Source organism: Salmonella sp. 741265073_HBA, from assembly GCF_046569105.1.
GTDB lineage: Bacteria > Pseudomonadota > Gammaproteobacteria > Enterobacterales > Enterobacteriaceae > Salmonella > Salmonella enterica.
Genome location: NZ_JBKFRY010000011.1, coordinates 97,301 through 123,931, shown reverse-complemented (window position 1 = coordinate 123,931; position 26,631 = coordinate 97,301). Strand labels below are relative to the sequence as shown.

The window sequence follows — 26,631 nt, the reverse complement described above, 5'->3', positions numbered from 1 at the left end:
AACGATGCGACATACTGTGATATTTGCCTCAGCGTTTGCCACCCTTGTCACCGCCAGCGCTTTCGCTGCCGACCTGCCTGGCAAAGGCATTACCGTCCAACCTATCCAAAGCACTATTTCTGAAGAGTCCTTCCAGACGTTACTGGTCAGCCGGGCGCTGGAAAAGTTGGGTTATACCGTAAATAAGCCGAGTGAAGTCGATTACAACGTAGGCTATACCTCCATCGCCTCTGGCGATGCGACGTTTACCGCCGTGAACTGGCAGCCGCTGCATGATGATATGTATGCCGCAGCAGGCGGAGACAAAAAGTTTTACCGCGAGGGCGTCTTTGTCTCCGGCGCTGCGCAGGGCTATCTGATCGATAAAAAAACCGCCGAGCAGTACAACATCACCAATATCGCTCAGCTAAAAGATCCGAAAATCGCCAAAATCTTCGACACCAATGGCGACGGAAAAGCGGACATGATGGGCTGCTCGCCGGGCTGGGGCTGCGAAGCCGTGATCAATCACCAGAATAAAGCGTTTGATCTGCAAAAAACCGTTGAGGTCAGCCACGGTAACTATGCGGCGATGATGGCTGATACCATTACCCGTTTTAAAGAAGGCAAGCCGGTGCTGTATTACACCTGGACCCCGTACTGGGTGAGCGACGTAATGAAGCCGGGTAAAGATGTCGTCTGGCTACAGGTGCCGTTCTCCTCCCTGCCGGGCGAACAGAAAAATATTGATACTAAACTGCCGAACGGCGCGAACTATGGGTTCCCGGTTAATACCATGCATATTGTCGCCAATAAGGCATGGGCGGAGAAAAACCCGGCGGCGGCGAAACTGTTCGCCATCATGAAGCTGCCGCTGGCGGATATCAACGCGCAGAACGCCATGATGCATGCCGGTAAATCGTCTGAAGCCGATGTTCAGGGCCATGTGGACGGCTGGATCAACGCCCACCAGCAGCAGTTTGACGGCTGGGTGAAAGAAGCGCTGGCCGCGCAGAAATAAGATCGTTTTTTATGCCGGATAAGGCGCAGTTCATGCGCCGCTATCCGGCCAACGCAATCTCTCCTCAAAGCGCACGATTCATCACGTCACCGTTCCCCTTTATTCATCAACATCCGCTATGATTGTTTTCCCAGGAAATAATTATCTGAATCACGATTACCATCATGACGAAACCCACTCATGGGCTTAGCCCGGCGCTGATCGTTTTAATGTCTGTGGCCACGGGTCTGGCGGTCGCCAGCAACTACTATGCCCAGCCGCTGCTTGATACCATCGCGCATCACTTTTCGCTTTCCGCCAGCTCCGCAGGGTTTATCGTTACCGCCGCGCAGTTGGGCTATGCCGCTGGCCTGTTGTTTCTGGTGCCGCTTGGCGACATGTTTGAACGCCGAACGCTGATTGTCTCCATGACGTTGCTGGCGGCTGGCGGAATGCTAATCACCGCCAGCAGTCAGTCGCTTAGCATGATGATACTCGGAACGGCCTTAACCGGACTGTTCTCCGTGGTGGCGCAGATTCTGGTTCCGCTGGCCGCCACGCTTGCGACGCCCGCCACCCGCGGTAAAGTGGTCGGCACCATTATGAGCGGCCTGTTGCTGGGGATCCTGCTGGCGCGAACGGTCGCCGGACTGCTGGCAAACCTCGGCGGTTGGCGCACCGTATTTTGGGTAGCGTCGGCGCTGATGGCGCTGATGGCCGTCGCGTTGTGGCGCGGACTGCCAAAACTCAAATCCGACACCCATCTTAACTACCCGCAACTGTTGGGTTCTGTATTCAGCCTGTTTATTCACGATAAGCTGCTGCGTACCCGCGCGCTGCTGGGCTGTCTGACCTTTGCTAATTTCAGCATCCTCTGGACGTCAATGGCCTTTTTGCTCGCCGCGCCGCCGTTTGGCTATTCCGAGGGGATGATTGGCCTGTTTGGCCTGGCGGGGGCCGCCGGCGCTTTAGGCGCGCGTCCGGCGGGCGGATTTGCCGATAAAGGTAAATCTCACCTCACCACCACGTTCGGCTTACTGCTGCTGTTACTCTCCTGGCTGGCGATCTGGCTTGGGCACACCTCGGTACTGGCGCTGATTATTGGCATTCTGGTACTGGACCTCACCGTTCAGGGGGTACATATCACCAATCAGACGGTCATCTATCGTTTGCATCCGGATGCGCGTAACCGGCTCACCGCCGGCTATATGACCAGCTACTTTATCGGTGGCGCCGCGGGGTCGCTGATTTCCGCCTCCGCCTGGCAACATGCCGGCTGGGCCGGCGTTTGTCTGGCGGGTGTCACGGTAGCCTTACTTAATTTACTGGTCTGGTGGCGAGGTTTTCACCGACAGGAAGCCGTAAATTAAGCGGATAGTGAGCGTTTACCTTTGTTTAAGCTCCTTAGGGTGTTAAGGAGCTCCCCAGTCTGTTAAGGTTATGCTATTCATTTATCATGGTTATTTTTATACCGGTGAAGAATAATATAATTCTATGGAAAGCCCTGCATCCCCATCTGCTCCCAGGCCAATAGCGCCCGTTCAAGGATTCGAAGGTCGTTCACCGATAGCTATCCGTGATATTCCGGTGGCTTTTGCATCGGGTTGTAAGGCCGTTTACCCGGCTTTCGCCCCTCCCGCTTATCGTTCTCTCCTGATTTTTTCATGCAGGCACTCACGCTTTTCTCGTCATTCCTGGATTTGCCGCAGGCGGCGCTTTACCGGGCCCAATGTTCCCGCTGGCGTCTCAGTCTGCGTATCATTGGTTGCTTTATAGCCTGAAAGAATGATTTTGTATTAATAATACATTTACTTTATTTGTCACTGTCGTTACTATATCGGCTGAAATTAATGAGGTCATGCCCAAATGGATAGTTCGTTTACGCCCATTGAACAAATGCTAAAATTTCGCGCCAGCCGTCACGAAGACTTTCCTTATCAGGAAATTCTTTTGACTCGTCTTTGTATGCACATGCAAGGCAAGCTCCTGGAAAACCGCAATAAGATGCTGAAGGCTCAAGGGATTAACGAGACGTTGTTTATGGCGTTGATTACGCTGGAGTCTCAGGAAAACCACAGTATTCAGCCGTCTGAATTAAGCTGCGCGCTGGGTTCATCTCGCACCAATGCGACACGCATTGCAGATGAGCTGGAAAAACGCGGCTGGATTGAGCGTCGTGAGAGCGATAACGACCGCCGTTGCCTGCATCTGCAATTAACGGAGAAAGGTCAGGCATTTTTGCAAGAAGTGCTTCCACCTCAGCATCATTGTCTGCATCAACTCTGGTCATCACTTAGCACTGCCGAAAAAGATCAACTTGAGCACATCACTCGTAAACTCCTGACGCGTCTTGATCAAATGGAGCAGGAAGGCACTGTTCTTGAGGCGCTGCGCTAAAGCGCCGACCCGCTCAAAAATCCAGATTAATAACAGGAAAGCGGACAGGCCGGCACGCGTTACTGCTGGCCTTTCTGACAACAGGTCGGCTCAGCCGATGTGAATAATAAGATCGTGGAGAACAACATGAGCGCAAATGCGGAGATCCAAACCCCGCAGCAACCGGCTAAGAAGAAAGGCAAACGCAAAACAGCGCTGCTACTTCTTACCTTGCTCTTTGTTATTATTGCCGTGGCATATGGAATTTATTGGTTTTTAGTATTGCGTCATATTGAAGAGACAGATGATGCTTACGTGGCAGGGAACCAGGTTCAAATCATGGCGCAGGTGTCAGGCAGCGTGACGAAAGTCTGGGCTGATAACACCGACTTTGTAAAAGAGGGCGATGTTCTGGTCACGCTCGATCAGACTGACGCCAAACAAGCGTTTGAAAAAGCCAAAACGGCGCTGGCCTCCAGCGTGCGTCAGACGCACCAGTTGATGATTAACAGCAAGCAGTTGCAGGCGAATATCGACGTGCAAAAAACCGCCCTGGCGCAAGCGCAAAGCGACCTTAACCGTCGTGTGCCGCTGGGTAATGCCAATCTTATTGGTCGTGAAGAGCTGCAACACGCCCGCGATGCCGTCGCCAGCGCGCAGGCACAGTTAGATGTCGCCATTCAACAGTACAATGCCAACCAGGCAATGATACTCAACAGTAAACTGGAAGATCAGCCCGCGGTTCAACAAGCGGCGACCGAAGTGCGTAACGCCTGGCTGGCGCTGGAGCGTACCCGCATCGTCAGCCCAATGACTGGTTATGTCTCTCGCCGCGCCGTCCAGCCTGGCGCGCAAATCAGCCCCACCACGCCGCTGATGGCCGTGGTGCCTGCAACCGATCTGTGGGTGGACGCTAACTTTAAAGAGACCCAATTAGCGAATATGCGCATTGGGCAGCCAGTGACGATTATTACTGACATTTATGGCGACGACGTAAAATACACCGGTAAAGTCGTCGGTCTGGATATGGGAACAGGCAGCGCCTTCTCCCTGCTGCCCGCGCAAAATGCGACGGGTAACTGGATTAAAGTGGTTCAACGTCTGCCGGTACGCGTCGAACTGGACGCCCGCCAGTTAGAACAACATCCGCTGCGTATTGGTTTATCGACGCTGGTCACCGTGGATACCGCTAATCGCGACGGTCAGGTACTGGCCAGCCAGGTACGAACGACGCCGGTTGCCGAAAGTAACGCACGCGAAATTAATCTCGCGCCGGTCAATAAACTGATCGACGACATCGTACAGGCTAACGCGGGTTAATCCTGAGGTGCGTGTGATGCAACAGCAAAAACCGCTGGAAGGCGCGCAGCTCGTCATCATGACGATCGCGCTGTCGCTGGCGACATTCATGCAGGTGCTGGACTCCACCATTGCCAACGTGGCGATTCCGACCATCGCCGGGAACCTGGGTTCTTCCCTAAGCCAGGGGACATGGGTTATCACCTCTTTCGGGGTGGCGAACGCTATCTCGATTCCCTTAACCGGCTGGCTGGCGAAACGTTTTGGCGAAGTCAAACTGTTCATGTGGTCGACGGTCGCCTTTGCCGCGGCCTCCTGGGCCTGTGGCGTATCCAGCAGCCTGAATATGCTGATCTTCTTCCGCGTGGTGCAGGGCGTGGTCGCCGGGCCGCTGATTCCGCTCTCGCAAAGCCTGTTGCTGAATAACTATCCGCCTGCAAAGCGCTCCATTGCGCTGGCGCTCTGGTCAATGACCGTCATTGTCGCGCCGATTTGCGGCCCGATTCTGGGGGGCTACATCAGTGATAATTACCACTGGGGATGGATTTTCTTCATCAACGTGCCGATTGGCATCGCCGTCGTCCTGATGACGTTACACACGCTGCGCGGACGTGAAACGCATACCGAACGGCGACGTATTGACGCCGTCGGTCTGGCGCTACTGGTGATTGGCATCGGCAGCCTGCAAATTATGCTCGACCGCGGTAAAGAGCTGGACTGGTTCTCCTCGCAGGAAATTATCATCCTGACCGTGGTCGCCGTCATCGCCATCAGTTTCCTGATCGTCTGGGAACTGACCGACGATCACCCTATCGTCGATCTTTCTCTTTTTAAATCGCGTAACTTCACTATTGGCTGCTTGTGCATCAGCCTTGCCTATATGCTCTATTTCGGCGCCATTGTTCTACTGCCGCAGCTTTTGCAAGAGGTGTACGGCTATACCGCAACGTGGGCAGGTCTGGCGTCGGCGCCAGTCGGCATTATTCCGGTAATTTTGTCGCCGATTATCGGACGCTTCGCGCATAAACTGGATATGCGCAGGCTGGTCACGTTCAGCTTCATTATGTACGCCGTCTGTTTTTACTGGCGCGCCTGGACGTTCGAACCGGGTATGGATTTCGGCGCTTCCGCATGGCCGCAGTTTATTCAGGGATTTGCCGTCGCCTGCTTCTTTATGCCGCTGACCACCATTACGCTCTCCGGGTTACCGCCCGAACGGCTGGCGGCGGCATCAAGCCTGTCGAACTTCACGCGAACGCTGGCGGGCTCCATCGGCACCTCGATTACCACCACTATGTGGACCGATCGTGAGTCGCTACACCATGCTCAGCTCACGGAGTCGATTACGGCGTATAATCCAAACGCTCAGGCTATGTACGATAAACTGGAAGGCTTAGGGATGACGCACCAACAGGCGTCAGGCTGGATAGCCCAGCAAATCACGAATCAGGGGCTGATTATTTCCGCCAACGAAATCTTCTGGATGTCGGCGGGCATCTTCCTGGTGCTGCTCGGCCTGGTGTGGTTCGCCAAACCGCCCTTCGGTGCGGGCGGCGGCGGTGGCGGCGCGCACTAACTATCTGATAAAAGGGATCTACGGATCCCTTTTTTAGTAGACCAACAATCAGAAGAAATATTTGAATCTCAGACGCCCGCCGTAACGCGCATCTTCACTGTTATCGCCATTATTCGGATTGGCCTCTACCCATGAAGCATAGGCACCGAGGTAGATGTTAAAGTTTTTCATATCCATCACGTTGGGGAATAAATATGAGGCATGAATAGTGTGAATGTCATAATTGCCGGGATCGGTGATCCAACAATCGTCCTCACAAACGGCATCGATATTGGTAGCATTGAAGGCTTCGATTTTGTTATGCGCATAGATATAACCCAGTTCAAACCGATGCCACAGCGCATTCACTCCAGCGGTAAAATCTGTCTCATCGGTCGCATCCATATAGGCGGTATTCAGGTTAATCACTGCGCCATCTTCCGGGTCAGTTTTTTGACCATTCCAGGTCATGGTAAAACCATAGCCCGTACGATCTGACTGATCGATCCACTTCCCATTCTCATAATAGCCATAGGCGTTGTTAACGACGTTACTTTCCATCGCTATCGCCGTTGAAAAACGCCCGTTTTGCCAGGCGATAACCGGACGGACGTAAGCCACATTTTTATCGTTGCTTAAATCCATTCCGTGGTACTGCTTCTCGGTATATAACGTACTGCCATTTTCCAGCAATGTGTTAACTTCGAAATACCAGTTGTCGATGGTTTTACTCAGCAGGAAGTTACCCCCACTGTCACTACGTCCCCGTCCTTCTTTCATCATATAGATATAGCCGTAACCGTCACTGTAAAGATCGTTCGCTGTATTCCCCGAATATTCAATAAACGTATCCTGATTCAGCGGGAACATATCGTAGGCTTCAAAACGACCAACCTTAATTTTCCAGTCATTCTCACGACCAAAGAAGAAAACGGCATCATCAAGGTTCATTTTTCCGGTCAGGTCCGCCAGAGGCTGTACAGAGAATCCGGCAAAATTACCGTTGTCCAGCCGCTGGTAGCCATCAAAGCCCAGCAACAGGCGCCCGTTAATATCCCAGCGTTCATTGGTTCCTGATGCCCAATCTTTATTTGCTGACGTTCTCATCGAGGTCAGGCTACCGGAACGGCTTGCCGCATCCATATTAAATTCGACATCGCCATAGAACTTAATATCGCTGAATCCGGATAAGGTCAGCTTCGGCGGCGTTTTACCTGCTGCAATGGGCTCGGCGGACTGGACATTCACCGTCGGCGTAGCGGCGACCTGCTGCTGTTTCAGCGAGCGAATTTGCGCCTCGGCATCGGATGCCCGTTTTTCAGCATTAACAACACGTTGCTCCAGTTCAGCCAGACGCTGCTCAATAGTGATATTATTCGCTGCCCAAAGGTTATGAGAAAAGCAAGCACCGATCATCAGCGCCAAATATTTAGCCTTCATTTTTTATCCCTTAAGTTTGATGTATACCAGATAAGATTTGCTAAAAACCCCATCGACCGGCTATTAGTAGAGTCTTGTTATTACCTGGATATCTGGCGCATTCCATTATGTTTTTCTATTAATTATTTATGATTTTTAGTTTATGTGATCAATACACTCTGGCATCGTGAGTTATCCGCCTTTTCTGTTTACCAGATCACATTTTATATTTAACAGGCCAGGCATTACTTAATTTAAAACGTATTCTCGCCGCAAATATAATAAACGCAAATTATATTAAGCAATAAAAAACCCCGGCCATAAACCGGGGTTAATTTAAATACTGGAACCGCTTACCAATAAGACTAAATATGCAGTTCCTGCAGTTTTTCTTTCGGTAGCGCCAGCTCTTTATTGCTGTTCACGCGTACATCACGCTCCAGAATATGACGGGCAATGTCCTGCGCTTCACTGAGCGAGTGCATCTGATACGTACCGCACTGGTAAACGTTCAGCTCCGGGATCTGGTTTTGATCCTGCACTTTCAGCACATCCGCCATCGCCGCTTTCCAGGCGTCGGCAACACGCTGCTCGTCCGGCGTGCCAATCAGGCTCATGTAGAAACCGGTGCGGCAGCCCATCGGCGAGATATCGATAATCTCAACGCCGTTACCGTTGAGGTGGTCGCGCATAAAGCCAGCAAACAGATGCTCAAGCGTATGAATCCCTTTTTCCGGCATCACTTCTTTGTTCGGAATGCAAAAACGCAGATCAAACACGGTGATTGCGTCGCCATGCGGGGTGTTCATCGTTTTTGCAACCCGGACCGCCGGCGCTTGCATCCGGGTATGATCGACTGCGAAGCTATCTAATAATGGCATTTAGTCACCTCCGATAATTTTTTAAAAATAAACTGAACTCTTTGTTCCGGGGCGAGTCTGAGTATATGAAAGACGCGCATTTGTTATCATCATCCCTGTTTTCAGCGATGAAATTTTGGCCACTCCGTGAGTGGCCTTTTTCTTTTGGGTCAGGCGTGTTTCGCAAGCCACGCGGCAAACGGCTCGGTATCCGCCGCCTCAATCTCCTGCTGACGACGTACTGAAGCGTCACGTTCAGCAATAAACTCTTCTTCCTGTAAAATCTCCAGCGGCTCTTCGCGTAACAGATTACGGTAAGCCTCACCGAACGCTTTCCCGGTGCCGCCAATGCCTTCATCAATCATAGACCGTAAGATCCGGGCGGAGAATGTCAGTTCAGGATTATCAAAGCAGGCGACCAACTCGTCACATACCTTTTGATACTCCTCTCCCCCGTGGATACTGTCCAGCGTTTGCGCCACGCGTTTCAGATCGCGGAAGAGATCTTTCCCTACTTTGGGCAGCGGGAATTGCGCAGTTTCACAGCCAATGCCTAACGTCAGGCCCGGCTTACGCCCTTCCAGAATAACGCGATTCCAGTTTGTACGCGTACATAACAGCTCATCGCTACTCATTTCCGGCGCATCGGCCAATACGCACCAGACCATAAACAGATCTAGGAAGCGCACCTGTTGCTCGTCTACGCCGATCGGTGAGAACGGATTAATATCGAGAGAACGAACTTCGATGTACTCAATACCACCACGCAGAAGCGCATCTGAAGGCGATTCGCCGCTGCGCGTCACGCGCTTGGGACGAATGGGCGCGTACAGCTCATTTTCAATTTGCAGAACGTTGCTGTTAATCTGTAGCCGCTTACCGTCTTTTTCCACACCAATCCGCGCGTACTCCTCGGAAGGGGTTTTAATCGCCCGCTTCAGACCTGCAACGTATTCATGCAAATCGTTAAACGTAATTCCGAGATTGCTTTGCGACTTATTGGTATAGCCCAAATCACTCAAACGCAGCGACGTCGCATACGGCAGGTAGTACATGCCGCAGTCCGTTTTTTCAAACGGTAATGTGGTTGGCTTTCCTTGCAGGAAAGAGGAACAAATGGCCGGAGACGCGCCAAACAGATAGGGGATGACCCAGCCAAAACGGTAATAGTTGCGAATCAGACGAAAATAGCCGGCAGAAATTTTTTCTTTTGCCGCTTCGCCTTCCGTAACACCGCATTTCGCCTGCCAGAACGCCATCGGTAATGAAAAATTGTAATGTACGCCGGAGATGGTTTGCATCAAGGCGCCATAACGATTTTTCAGCCCTTCGCGATAGAGCGTCTTAAAGCGCCCGGTATTTGATGTGCCGTACTGCGCCAGCTCTATGTCCTGCCCTTCCGCAATATAGCAGGGCATACTTAATGGCCACATCCGCTCATCGCCCAGTTTCCTGGCCGTATACCGATGGAGATCGCGCATAAAAGTGAGCATATGCTGGATATCGCCATCGACTGGCGTAATAAACTCCAGTAGGGCTTCCGCAAAATCCGTGGTAATCCATTTATGGGTCAGCGCTGAACCTAACGCTTCAGGATGACCTGTTGTCGCCAGCGTGCCATCAGCATTGACACGCAGCGTTTCGCGCTCTAACCCGCGCTGTATCCCCTTTAACGCCTGAGGATGTTTTTCCAGCCAGGCCAGAGCCTGTGATACGTCCGGGATCAAATTGACCTCCCGCCTGTCCAAATCGTTTTAATAAGCATAACTGTAATGGCGGCCATACATGCCAAACCTACAATTATTACCACCACATCATGCCCTGAACCGTCGCCGCTGCGAGCGCAACATAGCGCAGCGCCTTACCAAGACACAAAAAAAAGATCGTCCGCCCCCACGGGATGCGCATCCATCCCGCTAACAGGCACAACAAATCACCGATGACCGGCATCCAGCTTAATAATAGTGTGGCTGCGCCATAACGCTTTAGCCAGCCAGTCGCTTTTTCCTGCCAGCGCGACGTTTTGCGCAGCGGAAAGAAACGCCCAAGAATAACGTTAGTTACCCCTCCAAGGCTATTACCCATTGTTGCTGTTAAGACTAAGACCCAGGGATGGCTGACGCCGGAGACCAGCATAGCAACCAAAACCACCTCAGAATTACCGGGTAACAGCGTCGCGCTGAGAAAACTACTGGCAAACAGAGACAGGAGCGACAGTCCGTCACTCACAATAGTCGAACATCCACGGCATCCATTCCCGCCGCCCGCGCCGCCTGTAAACCAAAATCGGCATCTTCAAATACCACGCACTGCGTCGGCATGACGCCCATCCGCTGGGCGCACAGTAGGAAGGTGTCAGGCGCGGGTTTGTGATGCTGTACGTGATCTGCCGCCACAACCGCATCAAAATAACGACGCAGCCCCAGATGCGCTAACAAGGCTTCCGCGATAGCGCTTTCGCTACCGGTACCGACCGACATGGGACGCCGCCCATGCCACGCTTTAACCACCTCAACCAGCGGCAGCGGTTCTACGCAGTCCAGCAGGATGCTTTTTACCGCGTCGGTTTTCTCACGCGCCAGTGACAGGGGATCAAGATCGGCATGGTTAAGCTCAATGATTGACTGGGCGATAAGCCAGGTTGGCGAACCGTTAAGCGCGACCATTGCCTGTTCATCAAAACGAAGACCATAGCGCCCCAAAACCTCACGCCACGCTTTGCGATGCGTGGGTTCGGTATCCAGGAGAGTACCGTCCATATCAAAAATCAAACCAGCATAACGTGCGTACATCGTGTTCTCGCAAACCGAATAACCAGACAGTACTTTATCGCAATTGGTTGATTTTGTCGCTAATAGAGATGAAGAGGTATGTTCAGGATAAGGGGAAAAGCGATTGCAGGGCAGTGACGTATCCGGGAGGTTATTCGCCTTATGGGCCGTTGCTGACGCAACGTTATCCTTCTGATGCCAGCGGTGATTACCGCTATCTTATCTGCATCTTCATCGCTGAAAGTACGGAGAATATGGTGCATCCGGGAGGATTCGAACCTCCGACCGCTCGGTTCGTAGCCGAGTACTCTATCCAGCTGAGCTACGGATGCATTGGAAAACTTGCTTTACTGCCGATATTGACACCGCGGTGAAAGCCGTATCAAGTAAGAGATGGTGCATCCGGGAGGATTACTCGCCTTACGGCTCGCCCTTTGGGCCGTTGCTGACGCAACGTTATCCTTCCTGGTGCCAGCGGTGATTACCGCTATCTTATCCGTATCTTCATCACTGAAAGTACGGAGAATATGGTGCATCCGGGAGGATTCGAACCTCCGACCGCTCGGTTCGTAGCCGAGTACTCTATCCAGCTGAGCTACGGATGCATCGGAAAACTTGCTTTACTGCCGATATTGATACCGCGGTGAAAGCCGTATCAAGTAAGAGATGGTGCATCCGGGAGGATTCGAACCTCCGACCGCTCGGTTCGTAGCCGAGTACTCTATCCAGCTGAGCTACGGATGCATCGGAAAACTTGCTTTACTGCCGATATTGATACCGCGGTGAAAGCCGTATCAAGTAAGAGATGGTGCATCCGGGAGGATTCGAACCTCCGACCGCTCGGTTCGTAGCCGAGTACTCTATCCAGCTGAGCTACGGATGCAAATGGCGGTGAGGCGGGGATTCGAACCCCGGATGCAGCTTTTGACCGCATACTCCCTTAGCAGGGGAGCGCCTTCAGCCTCTCGGCCACCTCACCACACGCCTCTTACGAGTGCTTCGAAGAACTTGTTCTGCTCATCGTCGCTGCGTGGCGCACATATTACTTTCTGGGACTTATAAGTCAAACAATTTTTCCAGAGCTTTTATCGTTTGCACACTTCACGCTCAATTAGTCTGTAAAAAAGCCAAAAAGAGTGTTTTATCAACAGATAATTTGATGACACGCTGGCCGCCAAAAGCGCACCATATCAACAGTGAGGTTGAAAAAAGTCATGAAGGGACAACGCGGGCGAGCGAGAAGAGAGGCTGCGTCTCACCCAAAAAGTGAGACGCGAAAACCTTAGTAACTGGACTGCTGGGATTTTTCAGCCTGGATACGCTGGTAGATCTCTTCACGATGGACAGAAACTTCTTTCGGGGCGTTCACGCCAATACGCACCTGGTTGCCCTTCACCCCTAAAACTGTCACGGTGACCTCATCGCCAATCATGAGGGTCTCACCAACTCGACGAGTCAGAATCAGCATTCTTTGCTCCTTGAAAGATTAAAAGAGTCGGGTCTCTCTGTATCCCGGCATTATCCATCATATAACGCCAAAAAGTAAGCGATGACAAACACCTTAGGTGTAAGCAGTCATGGCATTACATTCTGTTAAACCTAAGTTTAGCCGATATACAAAACTTCAACCTGACTTTATCGTTGTCGATAGCGTTGACGTAAACGCCGCAGCACGGGCTGCGGCGCCAACGAACGCTTATAATTATTGCAATTTTGCGCTGACCCAGCCTTGTACACTGGCTAACGCTGCAGGCAGAGCTGCCGCATCCGTACCACCGGCTTGCGCCATGTCCGGACGACCGCCACCCTTACCGCCCACCTGCTGAGCGACCATACCAATCAATTCCCCTGCTTTAACCCGGTCGGTCACATCCTTCGACACGCCAGCAATCAGAGAAACCTTACCTTCAACAACCGTTGCCAGTACGATAACGGTAGACCCCAGTTGATTTTTCAGATCATCAACCATGGTTCGCAGCATTTTCGGCTCAATACCAGCAAGCTCGCTGACCAGGAGCTTCACGCCGTTGAGATCGACCGCTTTACTGGAAAGATTTGCACTCTCCTGCGCTGCGGCCTGGTCCTTCAACTGCTGCAACTCTTTTTCCAGCTGACGTGTACGTTCCAGCACGGCACGCACTTTGTCGCCCAGATTCTGGCTGTCGCCCTTCAGCAGATGCGCAATATCGTTTAAGCGATCGCTTTGCGCATGAACGGTGGCCATAGCGCCTTCACCGGTTACCGCCTCAATACGACGAATGCCCGCTGCGGTGCCGGACTCAGAGATAATACGGAATAGACCGATATCACCGGTACGACTGGCGTGAGTACCGCCGCACAGTTCGGTAGAGAAATCGCCCATGCTCAGAACGCGTACACGTTCGTCATATTTCTCGCCAAACAGCGCCATGGCGCCTTTCGCCTTCGCCGCGTCGAGATCCATGATGTTCGTTTCAATCGGCAGGTTGCGGCGAATTTGCGCATTCACCAAATCTTCAACCTGACGAATCTCCGACGGCTTCATCGCTTCATTGTGCGAGAAGTCGAAGCGCAGCACTTTATCGCTAACCAGCGAACCTTTCTGCGCAACGTGTGTCCCAAGCACCTGGCGCAACGCCGCGTGCATCAGGTGCGTGGCGGAGTGGTTCAGACGGATACGTGCGCGGCGCGCTTCATCTACGTCAGCCTGTACCGCATCGCCCACTTTCAGAGCGCCCGCAGACAATTTGCCGAGGTGACCAATCGCCTGACCATATTTTTGCGTGTCGTCCACAGCGAAAGTAAATCCAGCGCCTTTCAGCTCGCCTTTATCGCCAACCTGACCGCCTGATTCCGCATAGAATGGGGTCTGATCCAGCACGACAACCGCTTCCTGTCCCGCGTTAATCGCTTCAACCGCTTTACCATCGACAAACAGCGCAGTCACTTTGCCGTTCAGTTCCAGATGGTCATAACCTTTAAATTCAGAAGCGCTATCAACGCGGATCATCGCGTTGTAGTCCGCGCCAAAACCGCTAGCTTCGCGCGCACGACGGCGTTGCTCTTCCATAGCGGCTTCAAAACCGGCTTCGTCGACTTTTATGTTGCGCTCACGGCAGACGTCCGCCGTTAGATCGACCGGGAAACCATAAGTATCATACAGACGGAAAGCAGTTTCGCCGTCCAGGGTGTCGCCCTGCAATTTCGCCAGTTCTTCATCCAGCAGCGCCAGACCGCGCTCCAGCGTACGGGCGAACTGCTCTTCTTCCGTTTTCAGAACCTGCTCGACCTGCGCCTGCTGACGTTTCAACTCTTCGCCTGCGGAGCCCATTACCTCAATCAGCGGCCCAACCAGCTTGTAGAAGAAGGTCTCTTTCGCGCCCAGCATGTTGCCGTGACGAACCGCGCGACGAATAATGCGACGCAGCACATAGCCACGGTTTTCATTCGACGGCAGCACGCCATCGGCAACCAGGAATGCGCAGGAACGGATGTGGTCGGCGATAACGCGCAGCGATTTATTACCCAGATCGGTGGCGCCGGTGACTTTCGCTACCGCTTCAATCAACGTGCGGAACAGGTCGATATCATAGTTAGAGTTAACGTGTTGCAGTACCGCGGCAATACGCTCCAGCCCCATACCGGTATCTACAGACGGTTTCGGCAATGGTTCCATAGTCCCGTCAGCCTGACGGTTGAACTGCATAAAGACGATGTTCCAGATCTCAATATAGCGATCGCCGTCTTCTTCCGGGCTTCCCGGAGGGCCGCCCCAGATGTGGTCGCCATGATCGTAGAAGATTTCGGTGCACGGACCGCAGGGACCGGTATCACCCATCTGCCAGAAATTATCCGATGCGTATGGCGCGCCTTTATTGTCGCCGATACGGATGATACGCTCGCGCGGGATGCCGACTTCTTTTTCCCAGATCTCATAGGCTTCGTCGTCGGTTTCATAAACGGTGACCCATAAACGCTCTTTTGGCAGAGCAAACCAGTTTTCACCGGTCAGTAATTCCCATGCGAACTGAATGGCGTCGTGTTTGAAGTAATCGCCGAAGCTGAAGTTGCCCAGCATTTCGAAGAAAGTATGGTGACGTGCAGTGTATCCGACGTTTTCCAGATCGTTGTGTTTACCCCCCGCGCGTACGCAACGCTGGGAAGTGGTTGCACGGGAATAATTACGTTTATCGAGCCCAAGGAAAACATCCTTGAACTGGTTCATCCCGGCATTGGTAAACAACAGAGTGGGGTCATTGTTAGGCACCAGGGAACTGCTGGCAACTACCTGATGCCCTTTACTATGGAAAAAGTCGAGAAACGCCTGACGGATCTCAGCGGTGCTCTTGCTCATAATTATCCTGAAATCAAGCTACACTTCATCCTTCAGGCCGCCTCTGCGTTGGCTGCGAGTTTCCCGGTCACGCGTTCCCGAGGCTCACTTGCCGCTTTGATGCGGCTTGAATGATTTTGTGTATTTAAGGAATATTCGTCGCAGACGCTGTTCGCCGTTAAGCAACCCGCGTCCAGACGGAAAAAGTGGGAATAAGATAAGTTTTCTTTACCGGGAAGTAAAATCCCGTATGCGCTCAATCTGCAAAATTTCGCCATATTTGCTGGATATCGTCCATCAGATACCCGCGATAGAGCAAAAAGCGCTGTACCTTAACCTTTTCTGAAAAGTTTGAAGGGAGCGGCTCACCATATTTGCGAACGGCCTGTTCACGTGCCATTTCACTCCAGTCAATTTCACATTCTCGCATCGCTTTTTCAGTCGATTCACGGGAAATGCCTTTCTGATTCAACTCCTGGCGAATACGCGCCGGGCCATAGCCTTTACGGCTACGACTGGCGATAAAGCGCATCACGAAGCGCTCGTCATCAAGATAGTGATGTTCGTGGCACCAGGCGATCACGCGTTCATAATCGTCTGCCGTCGCATCAATCTCTTCCGGCCCATTTTTGCCCATCACCGGCGCGGAGAGTTTACGCCGTAATTCCTGCTCGCTGTGATCGCGGACAGCAAGAATACGTACCGCACGATCAAGGAGACGAGCATAAGCGGGACGGCGCGATGTGGGTTCACTCATAAAAAACCTTAACAGGGAGAAATGCCAAAAGGGCCGCATAAATGCAGCCCTTGATGGTAATTTAACGTTTTGCTGAATGGCGGCTTCGTTTTGTCCGACCCACCATCACCTGATGATTAAAAATCTTCGTTGGTTTCTGCAACGCCTTCGCTATCGTCAACGGCGAAATCGGGCGTGGCATTCTGATTACTCAACAGTAATTCACGAACCCTTTTCTCGATCTCTTTCGCTGTCGCCGGGTTCTCTTTCAGCCAGGTAGTCGCGTTCGCTTTACCCTGGCCAATCTTCTCGCCGTTGTAGCTGTACCATGCGCCCGCTTTCTCGATCAGCTTCTCTTTCACGCCCAGGTCAACCAGTTCGCCATAGAAGTTGATGCCTTCGCCGTAGAGGATCTGGAACTCGGCCTGCTTAAACGGCGCGGCGATTTTGTTTTTCACCACTTTTACCCGCGTTTCGCTACCCACGACATTATCGCCCTCTTTCACCGCGCCAATACGACGGATATCAAGACGAACAGAGGCGTAGAATTTCAGCGCGTTACCGCCGGTGGTGGTTTCCGGGTTACCGAACATCACGCCAATCTTCATACGGATCTGGTTGATGAAAATCAACAGCGTGTTGGACTGTTTCAGGTTCCCCGCCAGCTTACGCATCGCCTGGCTCATCATACGCGCCGCGAGGCCCATGTGAGAGTCGCCGATTTCGCCTTCGATTTCCGCTTTCGGCGTTAGCGCCGCTACGGAATCGACCACAATGACGTCCACCGCGCCTGAACGCGCCAGCGCGTCACAGATTTCCAGCGCCTGCTCGCCGGTATCCGGCTGAGAGCAGAGCAGGTTATCGATATCGACGCCCAGCTTGCGTGCGTAAACAGGGTCAAGCGCGTGTTCCGCATCGATAAACGCACAGGTTTTACCTTCACGCTGCGCAGCGGCAATCACCTGCAGCGTCAGGGTCGTTTTACCGGAAGATTCCGGCCCGTAAATTTCGACGATACGCCCCATCGGCAGACCGCCCGCACCGAGTGCGATATCCAGTGAAAGCGAACCGGTGGAGATAGTTTCCACATCCATAGAACGGTCTTCACCCAGACGCATGATGGAGCCTTTACCAAATTGCTTTTCAATTTGGCCCAGTGCTGCCGCCAACGCTTTCTGTTTGTTTTCGTCGATAGCCATTATTACTCCTGTCATGCAACTTGGTATTGAACCGGATAGTGAATTCGTACTGTTGAAGCAATTATACTGTATGCTCATACAGTATCAAGTGTTTTGTAGAAATTGTTGCCACAGGGTTTGTAGCGCGTACGTCGTCGCCTGTCGACGCACCGATTCACGGTCGCCGCTGAAGCATTCCCGACGCGTAATCCCTTCTCCACTGACGCTGGCGAAAGCAAACCACACCGTACCAACCGGCTTTTCTTCACTGCCGCCATCCGGCCCGGCAATTCCGCTAATAGCGACAGCAAAATCGGCGCGAGCGGCCTTCAACGCCCCGATCGCCATTTCGACCACTACGGGTTCGCTGACCGCGCCATGCTGCGCCAGAGTCTCTTCACGCACGCCAATCATCTGCGCTTTGGCTTCATTACTATAGGTGACAAAGCCGCGTTCAAACCAGGCGGAGCTTCCGGCGATGTCGGTAATGGCTTTCGCCAGCCAGCCGCCGGTACAGGACTCTGCTGTCGTTACGGTCGCCCTGCGCGCTTTTAACGCCAGCCCAACCTGCTCGCTAAGCCGCATCAGTTCACTGTCAGTCATCATGACCTCTGTCAGTTAGAAATCCTGCCGCACAAGATAGCACTTTCTCACCAGAGATGGGGACGAGCAGTCGATTTTACGAGTCGGATTCCGAAAAAATGCCAGCAGGTTATTTATGCAGAATGAAAGAGGTAGCACATGACTAAATAGCAGTACCATGTTGCTAAATTTACACGCACAGAGAGAAAGCAAGGATGTCACTCAAAAAAACGGAAAGTACACAGCACAAACTGAAACAAACCTGTCAACTCCGGCTGTGGTTAATTGTGGGTGGAGTATGTTCATTAGGAATGGGAGTACTGAATATATTGTCGTCAGGCTATTTTGAAACGTATGATGGCGGTCAAATTATCTTAGGCCTGGGATGTCTGGGATATAGTCTGGCACTATCAAAGAAGATATCCCACTTGCAGGCAGAGAATCAGCCCAAAAAGCCATAATAATAGCGGAGGGGGTGCTCCCCTCCCTAAGCGTAAATTAGCGCACCCGCGCCAGCGCTACCGCCTGGCCCAGTTGCCAAACCGCCATCGCATAATGCGTGCTGTGGTTATATCGGGTAATGGTGTAGAAGTTCGGCAGGCCGTACCAGTACTGGTAGCCCGTACCGATATCCAGACGCAGCAGGCTGGCTTCCTGATGATTGCCCAACGATTGCTGCGGCGTTAAGCCTGCGGCGGCAAGCTGAGAGAGGCTATATTTTGTTTTGAAACCATTCGCCAGCCCAGGCGCCTGACCATTCGCCGGCACCGCAACCGTATCGCCTTTCACCCAACCATGCGCCTTGAAGTAGTTCGCCACGCTGCCGATGGCATCAACCGGGTCCCAAAGGTTGATGTGATTGTCGCCATTGAAATCGACCGCATATTCTTTATAGGAAGACGGCATAAACTGGCCGTAGCCCATCGCGCCCGCAAAGGAACCTTTCAGATTGAGCGGATCGTCTTGCTCATCGCGCGCCATGAGCAGGAAGGTTTCCAGCTCGCCGGAGAAATATTCCGCCCGACGCGGATAGTTAAATGACAGCGTCGCCAGCGCGTCCAGAATCCGCGTTTTCCCCATGATACGTCCCCAGCGGGTTTCCACGCCGATAATCCCCACGATGATTTCCGGCGGTACGCCGTATACCTGCCAGGCGCGGTTCAGCGCGTCTTCATACTGATTCCAGAACACGACGCCGTTTTGCACGTTATCCGGCGTAATAAATTGTTTGCGGTAGCGCAGCCAGGCGCCATTTGGTCCGGCGGGCGGCTGAGTGGTCGGCGCTTGTCTGTCCATCAGACGCAGAACGTAATCCAGTCTTTTAGACTGCGAGAGGATCTCCTGCAGTTGCTGACGGTCAAAACCGTGTTTACTGACCATTTTATCAATGAACTGCTGCGCATTAGGGTTGTTGGCGAAGTCGCCGCCCATTTGCATGACGTTATGCTGCGGCTCAAGCAGGAAGCCGCCGGAAGGCGTGCCCGTCGTCGCTTGAGTCTCGGAAGATTTTGGCTTGCTGCTACAGGCAGCAAGCAATACGCAAAGTGGAAGTAACGCTACATAACGACGCTTGAACATGAGACATCCATTAAACAAATTCATCCAGGGAGAAGTATGGTAAAGCATCCCTCGCCGCACAAGGAAGCGGCACAAGAGAATAAATCACCTTTCTCCTCTTTTCAGTTTGTATCTGCTCCCCCACCCCACAAACTTTCAACTTAAAATATTTTTCTTTTATTTTGCGATCACAATAACACTTTTGAATCTTTCAACATGATTAAAATGAACAGGAAATTAGCAAGAAAACTAAAAACCCTACAGGAGAGAACAATGATCGAAACCATTACACATGGTGCGGAGTGGTTCATCGGGTTATTCCAGAAAGGCGGAGAGGTGTTTACCGGTATGGTGACAGGTATTCTTCCGCTACTGATAAGCCTGCTGGTTATCATGAATGCGCTCATCAATTTTATCGGCCAGCAGCGTATTGAGCGTTTTGCCCAACGTTGCGCCGGAAATCCGCTATCTCGTTACCTGCTTTTACCGTGTATCGGGACATTTGTTTTTTGTAATCCGATGACCCTGAGTCTGGGACGCTTTATGCCGGAGAAGTACAAGCCGAGCTATTACGCGGCGGCCTCCTATAGCTGTCACTCCATGAACGGTCTGTTTCCGCATATCAATCCCGGCGAACTGTTTGTTTATCTGGGTATTGCCAGCGGACTCACCACGTTAGGGCTTCCTCTCGGCCCGCTCGCGGTGAGCTATCTGCTGGTAGGTCTGGTGACGAACTTCTTCCGCGGTTGGGTAACCGATCTCACCACCGCTATTTTTGAGAAAAAAATGGGGATTCAACTTGAGCAGAAAGTTCATCTGACAGGAGCGGTATCATGACACGGGTTCGTATTGAGAAAGGCGCCGGCGGCTGGGGCGGCCCGCTTGAACTGGACGTTACGCCAGGCAAAAAGATCGTCTATATCACAGCCGGTACGCGCCCGGCGATCGTCGACAAACTGGCGCAACTAACAGGCTGGCAAGCGGTGGACGGCTTTAAAGAAGGCGAACCGCCGGAAGCGGAGATCGGCGCGGCCATTATCGACTGTGGCGGTACGCTGCGCTGCGGTATCTATCCGAAACGCCGGATTCCAACCATTAATATTCACTCGACGGGTAAGTCCGGACCATTGGCGCAGTATATTGTTGAGGATATTTATGTCTCCGGCGTAAAGGAAGAAAACATTACTCTTGTCGGCGAAACGCCTGCCAGTCCCCAGCCTGCCAAAACGACATTAGGACGTGACTACGACACCAGCAAAAAAATCACCGAGCAGAGCGACGGGCTGCTGGCAAAAGTTGGTATGGGAATGGGCTCCGCCGTGGCGGTACTGTTCCAGTCCGGTCGCGACACCATTGATACGGTTCTGAAAACAATCCTGCCGTTTATGGCATTCGTTTCGGCGCTGATCGGCATCATTATGGCCTCAGGTCTTGGCGACTGGATCGCCCACGGCCTGGCGCCATTAGCCAGCCATCCACTGGGGCTGGTGACGCTGGCATTGATCTGCTCTTTCCCGCTGCTGTCGCCCTTTCTCGGCCCTGGCGCGGTTATCGCTCAGGTCATTGGCGTCCTGATTGGCGTTCAGATAGGCCTCGGCAATATCCCCCCGCATCTGGCGCTTCCTGCCCTGTTCGCGATTAACGCGCAGGCGGCCTGCGACTTTATCCCGGTCGGCCTGTCGCTGGCGGAAGCGAAGCAAGACACCGTTCGCGTCGGCGTACCTTCCGTGCTGGTCGGACGCTTCCTGACTGGCGCGCCCACGGTACTTATCGCCTGGTTTGTTTCCGGCTTTATCTATCAATAAGAGGTTCAGACATGAGCGTGATTTATCAAACCACTATCACCCGTATCGGCCAGAGCGCGATGGAGGCGCTCGGCGAACAGATGCTGATTACGTTTCGGGAAGGCGCGCCGGCGGATATCGAAGAATTTTGCTTCATCCATTGTCATGGCGAACTGACCGGCGCGCTGCAGCCTGGCGCGCGGTGTGAATTGGGCCAACATTGCTATCCGGTCACGGCGGTCGGCAGCGTAGCCGAGCAAAACCTGCGTGAACTGGGGCATATCACTTTGCGCTTCGATGGTCTGCGCGAAGCAGAATTTCCCGGCACCGTACACGTTGCGGGGCCTGTACCGGACGATATCGCGCCGGGCTGTATTTTGACGTTTGTCGCTTAAGGAGAAAAAACATGAATCAAGTTGCCGTTGTCATTGGCGGAGGCCAGACCCTGGGGGCATTCCTTTGCCGTGGGCTTGCAGAAGAAGGATACCGCGTGGCGGTCGTTGATATTCAAAGCGATAAAGCCGCGAATGTCGCCCAGGAAATTAACGCCGATTTTGGCGAAGGTATGGCGTACGGTTTTGGCGCTGACGCTACCAGCGAGCAGAGCGTGCTGGCGCTGTCCCGCGGCGTAGACGAGATTTTCGGGCGCGTCGATCTGCTGGTTTACAGCGCGGGTATCGCCAAAGCGGCGTTTATCAGCGATTTCCAGTTGGGCGATTTTGACCGCTCGCTACAGGTGAATCTGGTGGGCTATTTCCTCTGCGCCCGGGAGTTTTCCCGCCTGATGATCCGCGACGGCATTCAGGGGCGCATTATTCAGATTAACTCTAAATCCGGCAAAGTGGGCAGTAAACACAACTCCGGCTACAGCGCGGCGAAATTCGGCGGCGTGGGGTTAACCCAGTCTCTGGCGCTGGATCTGGCGGAATACGGCATTACCGTACACTCGTTGATGCTCGGCAACCTGTTGAAATCGCCAATGTTCCAGTCACTGCTGCCGCAATACGCTACTAAACTGGGCATTAAGCCCGACGAGGTGGAGCAGTATTACATTGATAAGGTACCACTCAAACGCGGGTGTGATTATCAGGATGTGCTGAACATGCTGTTATTTTATGCCAGCCCGAAAGCGTCTTATTGCACCGGGCAGTCGATCAACGTAACCGGCGGTCAAGTGATGTTCTGACCGTGAATTGCCGGATGGCGCCGTAGGCCGGATAAGACGGTTACGCCGCCATCAGGCAAAACAACAGGAGCACATTATGGTTTCCACTCTGATTACCGTCGCCGTTATCGCCTGGTGTGCGCAACTGGCGCTGGGCGGCTGGCAGATTTCCCGCTTTAATCGGGCCTTCGATAAACTTAGCCAGCAGGGACGGGTCGGCGTCGGGCGCTCCGGCGGGCGTTTTAAGCCCCGGGTGGTGGTTGCCGTGGCGCTGGACGAACAGCAGCGGGTGGCGGACACTTTATTGATGAAAGGCCTTACGGTATTCGCCAGACCGGTTAAAATTGCCGCAATGCAAGGAAAACATTTGCATGAATTACAGCCTGATGTGATCTTTCCCCATGATTCGCTCGCGCAGAATGCACTATCATTGGCGCTTAAACTGAAACATGGGTAATTTCGTTGTGAATGCGTATAGCTTGCGAAATTATCATTTTGCAACCAATACCCTAAATAATTCGAGTTGCAGGAAGGCGGCGACGCAGTGAATCCCAGGAGCGTACATCAGTACGTGACCGGGGTAAGCGAGGAAAGCCAACGCACATGCAGCGTGAAGTATGACGGGTAAATACATAAGTCAGGGTAATCACGCCTATGAAACCTCGTCAGCGTCAGGCCGCGATTCTGGAGCACCTGCAAAAACAGGGAAAATGCTCGGTTGAAGAACTGGCCCAGTACTTTGACACGACAGGCACCACTATCCGTAAAGATCTGGTCATTCTGGAAAATGCCGGAACCGTCATCCGCACCTATGGCGGCGTGGTGTTGAATAAAGAAGAGTCCGATCCGCCTATTGATCACAAAACGCTTATCAACACCCACAAAAAAGCGCTGATAGCCGCAGCCGCTGTGAAATATATCCATGATGGCGATTCCATTATTCTGGACGCCGGAAGTACCGTGTTACAGATGGTGCCGTTGCTTTCGCGTTTTAGCAACATCACGGTGATGACCAACAGCCTCCATATTGTTAACGCGCTATCGGAACTGGACAACGAACAAACTATCCTGATGCCCGGCGGCACCTTCCGTAAAAAATCGGCGTCGTTTCACGGTCAACTGGCGGAAAACGCCTTTGAGCAATTCAGTTTTGATAAACTTTTCATGGGAACTGACGGTATTGACCTGAACGTCGGTGTGACCACGTTCAATGAGGTTTACACCGTCAGTAACGCAATGTGTAATGCAGCACGCGAGGTGATTCTGATGGCGGACTCCTCAAAATTTGGTCGTAAAAGCCCCAATGTGGTGTGCAGTCTGGAAACCGTCGACAAACTGATCACGGACGCGGGGATCGATCCGGCATTTCGTCAGGCGCTGGAAGCAAAAGGGATTGAAGTAATCATAACCGGAGAAAGCAATGAGTGATGCACTACTAAACGCGGGCCGTCAGACCTTAATGCTGGAGCTACAGGAAGCCAGCCGTCTGCCGGAGCGTCTGGGCGATGATTTTGTCCGCGCCGCCAATATCATTATTCACTGTGAAGGCAAAGTGATCGTTTCCGGCATTGGTAAGTCAGGCCATATTGGTAAAAAAATCGCCGCGACGCTTGCCAGTACCGGTACTCCCGCTTTTTTTGTTCATCCGGCGGAAGCACTGCATGGCGATCTGGGGATGATTGAAAGCCGCGACGTGATGTTATTTATCTCCTATTCCGGCGGCGCAAAAGAACTCGACCTCATCATCCCGCGTCTGGAAGATAAATCCGTCGCGCTGCTGGCGATGACCGGTAAACCTCACTCTCCGCTGGGGCGAGCGGCAAAAGCCGTTCTGGATATTTCCGTCGAGCGTGAAGCCTGTCCGATGCATCTGGCGCCGACGTCCAGTACCGTCAATACGCTAATGATGGGCGATGCGCTGGCGATGGCGGTCATGCAGGCGCGCGGTTTTAACGAAGAAGATTTCGCCCGTTCGCATCCGGCTGGCGCACTGGGCGCGCGTTTGCTCAATAATGTGCATCACCTGATGCGCCAGGGCGATGCAATACCGCAGGTGATGCTTGCCACCAGCGTGATGGATGCCATGCTGGAACTTAGCCGTACCGGGCTGGGGCTGGTGGCGGTTTGCGATGAGCAACATGTTGTGAAAGGCGTCTTTACCGACGGCGACCTGCGTCGCTGGCTGGTGGGCGGCGGCGCGCTCACCACGCCGGTAAGCGAAGCCATGACGCCCAACGGTATTACGCTCCAGGCGCAAAGCCGCGCCATTGACGCCAAAGAGATCCTGATGAAACGCAAAATTACCGCCGCGCCAGTGGTCGATGAAAACGGCAAACTCACCGGCGCCATTAACCTGCAGGATTTCTACCAGGCAGGGATTATCTAATCCTTCAGTCCCAGACGCTTCGCCAGCCGATGCAGGTTGGCGACGTCGGTTTCCAGCGCCCGCGCGCTGGCCGCCCAGTTATGATTATTTTGCGCCAGCGCCTGGCGAATCATCTCTCGCTGGAAGTTCTCCGTCGATTCGCGCAAATTGCGGCAGGTTGGCAGCGCCAGAAAGCTTTCCGCAGGCGGCGCGGGTAAAACGTCCTCTGACAAGGCAAAATGCTGCGCCTCCAGTATCACCTCATCCCCTGCCCGAGTCGCTCTCGCCAGCACAACCGCACGGTGAATGGCATGTTCCAGCTCCCGGACGTTGCCCGGCCAGCCATAGTTGAGCAAATGGCGGCGCGCGTCGGGACTCAGCACCACGCGGGACAGCCCCAGCCGCAGTCGGCACTGCTCGCAAAAATAGCCCGCCAGCAGCACCACATCATCGCCACGCTCGCGCAGCGGCGGCACAAAGAGCGGAAAAACGCTCAGGCGATGGAACAGATCGGCGCGAAAACGCCCCGCCAGCACCTCTTCACGCAGGTCACGGTTGGTCGCCGCCAACACCCGCACATCCACGCGCAGGCTACGATCGTCGCCGACGCGCTGAATATCGCCATACTGCAACACGCGAAGTAGCTTGGCCTGTAGCGCCAGCGACAGTTCGCCAATCTCATCCAGAAACAGCGTACCGTTATCTGCCATTTCGAACTTACCGCTACGATTACTGATAGCCCCGGTAAAAGCCCCTTTTACATGACCAAACAACTCGCTCTCCGCCACGCTTTCCGGCAGCGCGGCGCAGTTGAGATAGACCAGCGGATTGACCGCTCTGGGGGAGCCCTGGTGAATAGCTTTCGCCACCAGCTCTTTACCGGTCCCCGTTTCACCGCCGATCAGCACGTTAAGATCGGAGCCCGCCACAATCTCGATCTCTTTTTTCAACTGCGTCATCGCCGGCGACAGGCCGATCATGTGCGTCTCTTTTATCGGTTCAAACACGCCTGACGACCCCGGCAGCATGTTCTGGCTTTCCAGTTGTTCAATTAACAGCGCATTACTCAATGCCCCGGCGGCCAGCGCGGCGACAAGCCGTAGCTCTTCATCGCTAAATACCTCGAACTGCTCCGGCGTCATAGCATCAAGGGTCAGCGCACCGATGAGGTTCTGTCCGGCAAACAGCGGCAGACCAACACAGGCGTGGACTTTCAGACTTTCCTGTCCGGGAATTAACCCGTCATACGGATCGGGTAAATCGCTATCAGCCGGAAAACGCACCACGTCCCCCGCGCGGGCGATGGCTTCCAGGCGCGGATGCCCTTCCAGGGTAAAACGTCTGCCGAGAACGTCCTGCGCCAGGCCATCAATCGCCAGTGGAATAAATTGTCGTGATTCATAGCGCAGCAGCGCCGAGGCGTCGCACGCCAGCACCTGACGCAGCGTAGTAATCAGCCGCTGAAAACGATCCTGATGCCCAATGCCGCGTTGTAACTCAATGGCGATGCCCGCCAATACCTCCACGGAAAAACTCATGGTTACCTCATTGTCATTTTGACAATCTATAGTGTCATATTGACAGCATCATTTATAGTCTTTTTGACTATACCAAAAATACAAAATTATTATAATTTCACATAAATCAATAAGATGTAAAGTTGGCACACTACCTGCAATAAGCAAAACAACTT

General features: G+C 53.1%; 25 protein-coding genes and 5 tRNA genes. 13 read left to right on the top strand and 17 right to left on the bottom strand.

What is annotated here, in order from left to right; genetic code table 11:
- The first annotated feature begins 4 nt into the window (after window positions 1–4).
- The 5 genes from proX to emrB all read left to right on the top strand — a co-directional run bounded on the left by proX (window position 5) and on the right by emrB (window position 6,230).
- Window positions 5–1,000, top strand: a complete 996-nt coding sequence (gene proX / locus ACLD3P_RS15740) for a glycine betaine/L-proline ABC transporter substrate-binding protein ProX (RefSeq protein ID WP_001216613.1) — start codon at window positions 5–7, stop codon at window positions 998–1,000.
- Between the two features lie 164 nt (window positions 1,001–1,164).
- Window positions 1,165–2,349, top strand: coding sequence for an MFS transporter (locus ACLD3P_RS15735; RefSeq protein ID WP_023197545.1), 1,185 nt, complete (start codon window positions 1,165–1,167; stop codon window positions 2,347–2,349).
- 496 nt (window positions 2,350–2,845) lie between these two features.
- Window positions 2,846–3,376 carry a transcriptional repressor MprA gene (gene mprA / locus ACLD3P_RS15730; RefSeq protein ID WP_000378431.1) on the top strand — a complete coding sequence of 177 codons (531 nt, stop codon included), beginning with the start codon at window positions 2,846–2,848 and terminating at the stop codon, window positions 3,374–3,376.
- Between the two features lie 126 nt (window positions 3,377–3,502).
- Window positions 3,503–4,675, top strand: a complete 1,173-nt coding sequence (gene emrA / locus ACLD3P_RS15725) for a multidrug efflux MFS transporter periplasmic adaptor subunit EmrA (protein WP_017441159.1) — start codon at window positions 3,503–3,505, stop codon at window positions 4,673–4,675.
- A gap of 16 nt (window positions 4,676–4,691) precedes the next feature.
- Window positions 4,692–6,230 (top strand): multidrug efflux MFS transporter permease subunit EmrB, encoded by a 1,539-nt coding sequence (gene emrB / locus ACLD3P_RS15720; RefSeq protein ID WP_001187297.1) that lies wholly within the window; start codon window positions 4,692–4,694, stop codon window positions 6,228–6,230.
- A 48-nt stretch (window positions 6,231–6,278) separates the two neighbouring features.
- On the opposite strand, the gene ACLD3P_RS15715 is transcribed toward emrB, so the two are convergent.
- The 15 genes from ACLD3P_RS15715 to pncC form a co-directional block, all read right to left on the bottom strand.
- Window positions 6,279–7,649: a carbohydrate porin gene (locus ACLD3P_RS15715; protein WP_000645140.1), complete on the bottom strand. Its 1,371-nt coding sequence runs from the start codon at window positions 7,647–7,649 to the stop codon at window positions 6,279–6,281.
- A gap of 344 nt (window positions 7,650–7,993) precedes the next feature.
- Window positions 7,994–8,509 carry an S-ribosylhomocysteine lyase gene (gene luxS, locus ACLD3P_RS15710; RefSeq protein WP_001130194.1) on the bottom strand — a complete coding sequence of 172 codons (516 nt, stop codon included), beginning with the start codon at window positions 8,507–8,509 and terminating at the stop codon, window positions 7,994–7,996.
- A gap of 149 nt (window positions 8,510–8,658) precedes the next feature.
- The gene (gshA, locus tag ACLD3P_RS15705; RefSeq protein WP_000611821.1) at window positions 8,659–10,215 is read right to left on the bottom strand and encodes a glutamate--cysteine ligase; all 1,557 of its coding nucleotides are present in this window, start codon (window positions 10,213–10,215) and stop codon (window positions 8,659–8,661) included.
- A gap of 76 nt (window positions 10,216–10,291) precedes the next feature.
- The gene (locus tag ACLD3P_RS15700; protein WP_001279499.1) at window positions 10,292–10,717 is read right to left on the bottom strand and encodes a YqaA family protein; all 426 of its coding nucleotides are present in this window, start codon (window positions 10,715–10,717) and stop codon (window positions 10,292–10,294) included.
- Window positions 10,714–11,280: a fructose-1-phosphate/6-phosphogluconate phosphatase gene (gene yqaB / locus ACLD3P_RS15695; RefSeq protein ID WP_000271296.1), complete on the bottom strand. Its 567-nt coding sequence runs from the start codon at window positions 11,278–11,280 to the stop codon at window positions 10,714–10,716. Before yqaB ends, ACLD3P_RS15700 begins: the two co-directional genes overlap by 4 nt.
- Before the next feature lie 234 nt (window positions 11,281–11,514).
- Window positions 11,515–11,591 (bottom strand) — tRNA-Arg (locus tag ACLD3P_RS15690).
- 196 nt (window positions 11,592–11,787) lie between these two features.
- Window positions 11,788–11,864 (bottom strand) — tRNA-Arg (locus ACLD3P_RS15685).
- A 62-nt stretch (window positions 11,865–11,926) separates the two neighbouring features.
- Window positions 11,927–12,003, bottom strand: a tRNA-Arg gene (locus ACLD3P_RS15680).
- 62 nt (window positions 12,004–12,065) lie between these two features.
- Window positions 12,066–12,142 (bottom strand) — tRNA-Arg (locus tag ACLD3P_RS15675).
- A 3-nt stretch (window positions 12,143–12,145) separates the two neighbouring features.
- Window positions 12,146–12,238 (bottom strand) — tRNA-Ser (locus ACLD3P_RS15670).
- A 303-nt stretch (window positions 12,239–12,541) separates the two neighbouring features.
- Window positions 12,542–12,727 carry a carbon storage regulator CsrA gene (gene csrA, locus ACLD3P_RS15665; protein WP_000906486.1) on the bottom strand — a complete coding sequence of 62 codons (186 nt, stop codon included), beginning with the start codon at window positions 12,725–12,727 and terminating at the stop codon, window positions 12,542–12,544.
- Between the two features lie 234 nt (window positions 12,728–12,961).
- Entirely contained in the window at window positions 12,962–15,592 is a 2,631-nt protein-coding gene (alaS, locus tag ACLD3P_RS15660; RefSeq protein ID WP_000047228.1) for an alanine--tRNA ligase, read from the bottom strand.
- Window positions 15,593–15,827: 235 nt separating this feature from the next.
- A complete protein-coding gene (recX, locus tag ACLD3P_RS15655; RefSeq protein ID WP_001294863.1) occupies window positions 15,828–16,328 on the bottom strand; it encodes a recombination regulator RecX in 501 nt (166 codons plus the stop codon).
- A gap of 116 nt (window positions 16,329–16,444) precedes the next feature.
- Window positions 16,445–17,506 carry a recombinase RecA gene (gene recA, locus ACLD3P_RS15650; RefSeq protein ID WP_000963150.1) on the bottom strand — a complete coding sequence of 354 codons (1,062 nt, stop codon included), beginning with the start codon at window positions 17,504–17,506 and terminating at the stop codon, window positions 16,445–16,447.
- A gap of 84 nt (window positions 17,507–17,590) precedes the next feature.
- On the bottom strand, window positions 17,591–18,088 hold the full coding sequence (gene pncC, locus ACLD3P_RS15645; protein WP_023136961.1) for a nicotinamide-nucleotide amidase: 498 nt from the start codon (window positions 18,086–18,088) through the stop codon (window positions 17,591–17,593).
- Between the two features lie 194 nt (window positions 18,089–18,282).
- Between pncC and ACLD3P_RS15640 the strand changes: the two genes are divergently transcribed.
- Window positions 18,283–18,528: a hypothetical protein gene (locus ACLD3P_RS15640; RefSeq protein ID WP_076935575.1), complete on the top strand. Its 246-nt coding sequence runs from the start codon at window positions 18,283–18,285 to the stop codon at window positions 18,526–18,528.
- Window positions 18,529–18,565: 37 nt separating this feature from the next.
- Here ACLD3P_RS15640 and mltB read toward each other — a convergent pair whose 3' ends face one another.
- On the bottom strand, window positions 18,566–19,645 hold the full coding sequence (mltB, locus tag ACLD3P_RS15635; protein WP_076935576.1) for a lytic murein transglycosylase B: 1,080 nt from the start codon (window positions 19,643–19,645) through the stop codon (window positions 18,566–18,568).
- A 252-nt stretch (window positions 19,646–19,897) separates the two neighbouring features.
- Here mltB and srlA point away from each other — a divergent pair, with 252 nt between their 5' ends.
- From srlA to gutQ, 7 genes are all read left to right on the top strand, one after another.
- Window positions 19,898–20,461, top strand: coding sequence for a PTS glucitol/sorbitol transporter subunit IIC (gene srlA, locus ACLD3P_RS15630; RefSeq protein WP_000573333.1), 564 nt, complete (start codon window positions 19,898–19,900; stop codon window positions 20,459–20,461).
- Window positions 20,458–21,429 carry a PTS glucitol/sorbitol transporter subunit IIB gene (locus ACLD3P_RS15625; RefSeq protein WP_000199039.1) on the top strand — a complete coding sequence of 324 codons (972 nt, stop codon included), beginning with the start codon at window positions 20,458–20,460 and terminating at the stop codon, window positions 21,427–21,429. Before srlA ends, ACLD3P_RS15625 begins: the two co-directional genes overlap by 4 nt.
- An 11-nt stretch (window positions 21,430–21,440) precedes the next feature.
- Window positions 21,441–21,803, top strand: a complete 363-nt coding sequence (srlB, locus tag ACLD3P_RS15620; RefSeq protein ID WP_000111555.1) for a PTS glucitol/sorbitol transporter subunit IIA — start codon at window positions 21,441–21,443, stop codon at window positions 21,801–21,803.
- Window positions 21,804–21,814: 11 nt separating this feature from the next.
- Window positions 21,815–22,594, top strand: coding sequence for a sorbitol-6-phosphate dehydrogenase (srlD, locus tag ACLD3P_RS15615; RefSeq protein ID WP_001077372.1), 780 nt, complete (start codon window positions 21,815–21,817; stop codon window positions 22,592–22,594).
- Window positions 22,595–22,670: 76 nt separating this feature from the next.
- Entirely contained in the window at window positions 22,671–23,030 is a 360-nt protein-coding gene (gene gutM / locus ACLD3P_RS15610) for a transcriptional regulator GutM (protein WP_220569676.1), read from the top strand.
- 197 nt (window positions 23,031–23,227) lie between these two features.
- On the top strand, window positions 23,228–24,001 hold the full coding sequence (gene srlR / locus ACLD3P_RS15605; protein ID WP_000804536.1) for a glucitol operon DNA-binding transcriptional repressor SrlR: 774 nt from the start codon (window positions 23,228–23,230) through the stop codon (window positions 23,999–24,001).
- Window positions 23,994–24,959 carry an arabinose-5-phosphate isomerase GutQ gene (gutQ, locus tag ACLD3P_RS15600; protein WP_001278204.1) on the top strand — a complete coding sequence of 322 codons (966 nt, stop codon included), beginning with the start codon at window positions 23,994–23,996 and terminating at the stop codon, window positions 24,957–24,959. The genes srlR and gutQ overlap by 8 nt, the downstream gene beginning before the upstream one ends.
- Here gutQ and norR read toward each other — a convergent pair.
- Entirely contained in the window at window positions 24,956–26,476 is a 1,521-nt protein-coding gene (gene norR, locus ACLD3P_RS15595; protein WP_000010808.1) for a nitric oxide reductase transcriptional regulator NorR, read from the bottom strand. The genes gutQ and norR overlap by 4 nt on opposite strands.
- Window positions 26,477–26,631: the final 155 nt, after the last annotated feature.

Bases quoted from the DNA above. Each gene is read 5' to 3' on its own strand.
- proX (WP_001216613.1), top strand. From the start codon at position 5: ATGCGACATACTGTGATATTTGCCTCAGCGTTTGCCACCCTTGTCACC.
- ACLD3P_RS15735 (WP_023197545.1), top strand. From the start codon at position 1,165: ATGACGAAACCCACTCATGGGCTTAGCCCGGCGCTGATCGTTTTAATG.
- mprA (WP_000378431.1), top strand. From the start codon at position 2,846: ATGGATAGTTCGTTTACGCCCATTGAACAAATGCTAAAATTTCGCGCC.
- emrA (WP_017441159.1), top strand. From the start codon at position 3,503: ATGAGCGCAAATGCGGAGATCCAAACCCCGCAGCAACCGGCTAAGAAG.
- emrB (WP_001187297.1), top strand. From the start codon at position 4,692: ATGCAACAGCAAAAACCGCTGGAAGGCGCGCAGCTCGTCATCATGACG.
- ACLD3P_RS15715 (WP_000645140.1), bottom strand. From the start codon at position 7,649: ATGAAGGCTAAATATTTGGCGCTGATGATCGGTGCTTGCTTTTCTCAT.
- luxS (WP_001130194.1), bottom strand. From the start codon at position 8,509: ATGCCATTATTAGATAGCTTCGCAGTCGATCATACCCGGATGCAAGCG.
- yqaB (WP_000271296.1), bottom strand. From the start codon at position 11,280: ATGTACGCACGTTATGCTGGTTTGATTTTTGATATGGACGGTACTCTC.
- csrA (WP_000906486.1), bottom strand. From the start codon at position 12,727: ATGCTGATTCTGACTCGTCGAGTTGGTGAGACCCTCATGATTGGCGAT.
- alaS (WP_000047228.1), bottom strand. From the start codon at position 15,592: ATGAGCAAGAGCACCGCTGAGATCCGTCAGGCGTTTCTCGACTTTTTC.
- recX (WP_001294863.1), bottom strand. From the start codon at position 16,328: ATGAGTGAACCCACATCGCGCCGTCCCGCTTATGCTCGTCTCCTTGAT.
- recA (WP_000963150.1), bottom strand. From the start codon at position 17,506: ATGGCTATCGACGAAAACAAACAGAAAGCGTTGGCGGCAGCACTGGGC.
- pncC (WP_023136961.1), bottom strand. From the start codon at position 18,088: ATGACTGACAGTGAACTGATGCGGCTTAGCGAGCAGGTTGGGCTGGCG.
- ACLD3P_RS15640 (WP_076935575.1), top strand. From the start codon at position 18,283: ATGTCACTCAAAAAAACGGAAAGTACACAGCACAAACTGAAACAAACC.
- mltB (WP_076935576.1), bottom strand. From the start codon at position 19,645: ATGTTCAAGCGTCGTTATGTAGCGTTACTTCCACTTTGCGTATTGCTT.
- srlA (WP_000573333.1), top strand. From the start codon at position 19,898: ATGATCGAAACCATTACACATGGTGCGGAGTGGTTCATCGGGTTATTC.
- ACLD3P_RS15625 (WP_000199039.1), top strand. From the start codon at position 20,458: ATGACACGGGTTCGTATTGAGAAAGGCGCCGGCGGCTGGGGCGGCCCG.
- srlB (WP_000111555.1), top strand. From the start codon at position 21,441: ATGAGCGTGATTTATCAAACCACTATCACCCGTATCGGCCAGAGCGCG.
- srlD (WP_001077372.1), top strand. From the start codon at position 21,815: ATGAATCAAGTTGCCGTTGTCATTGGCGGAGGCCAGACCCTGGGGGCA.
- gutM (WP_220569676.1), top strand. From the start codon at position 22,671: ATGGTTTCCACTCTGATTACCGTCGCCGTTATCGCCTGGTGTGCGCAA.
- srlR (WP_000804536.1), top strand. From the start codon at position 23,228: ATGAAACCTCGTCAGCGTCAGGCCGCGATTCTGGAGCACCTGCAAAAA.
- gutQ (WP_001278204.1), top strand. From the start codon at position 23,994: ATGAGTGATGCACTACTAAACGCGGGCCGTCAGACCTTAATGCTGGAG.
- norR (WP_000010808.1), bottom strand. From the start codon at position 26,476: ATGAGTTTTTCCGTGGAGGTATTGGCGGGCATCGCCATTGAGTTACAA.